Here is a 1,102-nt window from a genome sequence, read left to right on the forward strand (position 1 = left end):
ACCGGCGGCGGCAACGCCCGGAAGAACTCGAACACCGGCTCGGTGATCGCCCGCGCGGTCCGGTTCAACCCGACCAGCAAACCCAACAGGATCCCCAGGACGATCGCCGAAGCCACACCATAGACCAGACGGCGGACACTGGGCAGGATATCAACGAAGAACCGGTCCCCGACCCAGGTATCAATGAACGTCTGCACCAGCTCACCGGGCAACGGGACAAAGAAACTATCGCTGTTACGCGAGGCGAAATACCACCAGACCACCAGGATCGCCGGCAACCCCAACAGGAAGCCAATGGACTTGAGGATTTTCATACGATCACTTCCCCTCGAACCGACGCGTGCCAGGACAGCACCCGCTTCTCCACCGCTCGCATCACCACGTTGATCACCAAACCCAACAACCCGGTCGCCACGATCAACGCGTACATCCCGGCAATCGCCCCACCGGACTGGGCCAACAGGATCTCACGCCCCAACCCCGGGGAACCGATAATCAACTCCGCGGTAATCGCCAGGATCAACGCCACCGCAGCCCCCAACCGGATCCCGGTCATCAGGTACGGCAACACCGTCGGGAAGATGACATCACGCACCCGCTGGATCCAGGAAAACCCGTACGACCGCGCCGTCTGCATCGCCACGTTATCCACATCCCCCACCCCGTAGAGCACCTGGATGAACACCTGCCAGAAACAGGCGTAGATGATCAACAACAACGAGGACTCGATCCCCGTCCCATACATCAACACCGCCAACGGGATCAACGCCACCGACGGGATCGGACGCAGGAACTCCACCGTGGAATGCGTGAACCGGCGCAGGAACCCCGACATCCCGATCACCAACCCCAACACCAGGGCCAACACCACCGCGGCAACCAAACCGATCGCCCACGCCAACATGGTCTCACCCACGGCCTCCCAGAACGCCGCGTAGGTGAAGTCCTTACCCAACTGGACCAACACCTCGGAAGCAGGCGGCAGATACCGGGCCTGCACCAGACCCAACACCGGCATCAATTCCCAGATCCCCAGGAACACCAGGATACCGATCAACCCCAACACCGGACGCGGAAGCCCGGTGCCCTTCTTCGCCGAAGC

1 protein-coding gene and 1 pseudogene are annotated in these 1,102 nt (G+C 61.6%); both read right to left on the minus strand.

The genetic code is table 11. The features are described from left to right. Positions 1-314, minus strand: a pseudogene (locus OK351_RS17850) (ABC transporter permease); the annotation flags it as partial. Then, positions 311-1,102, minus strand: a 792-nt coding sequence (locus OK351_RS17855; protein WP_371931493.1) for an ABC transporter permease, incomplete at its 5' end; no start/stop codon positions are given. The gene OK351_RS17855 and the pseudogene OK351_RS17850, both read right to left, overlap by 4 nt.

Source organism: Glutamicibacter sp. MNS18, assembly GCF_026107515.2.
GTDB lineage: Bacteria > Actinomycetota > Actinomycetes > Actinomycetales > Micrococcaceae > Glutamicibacter.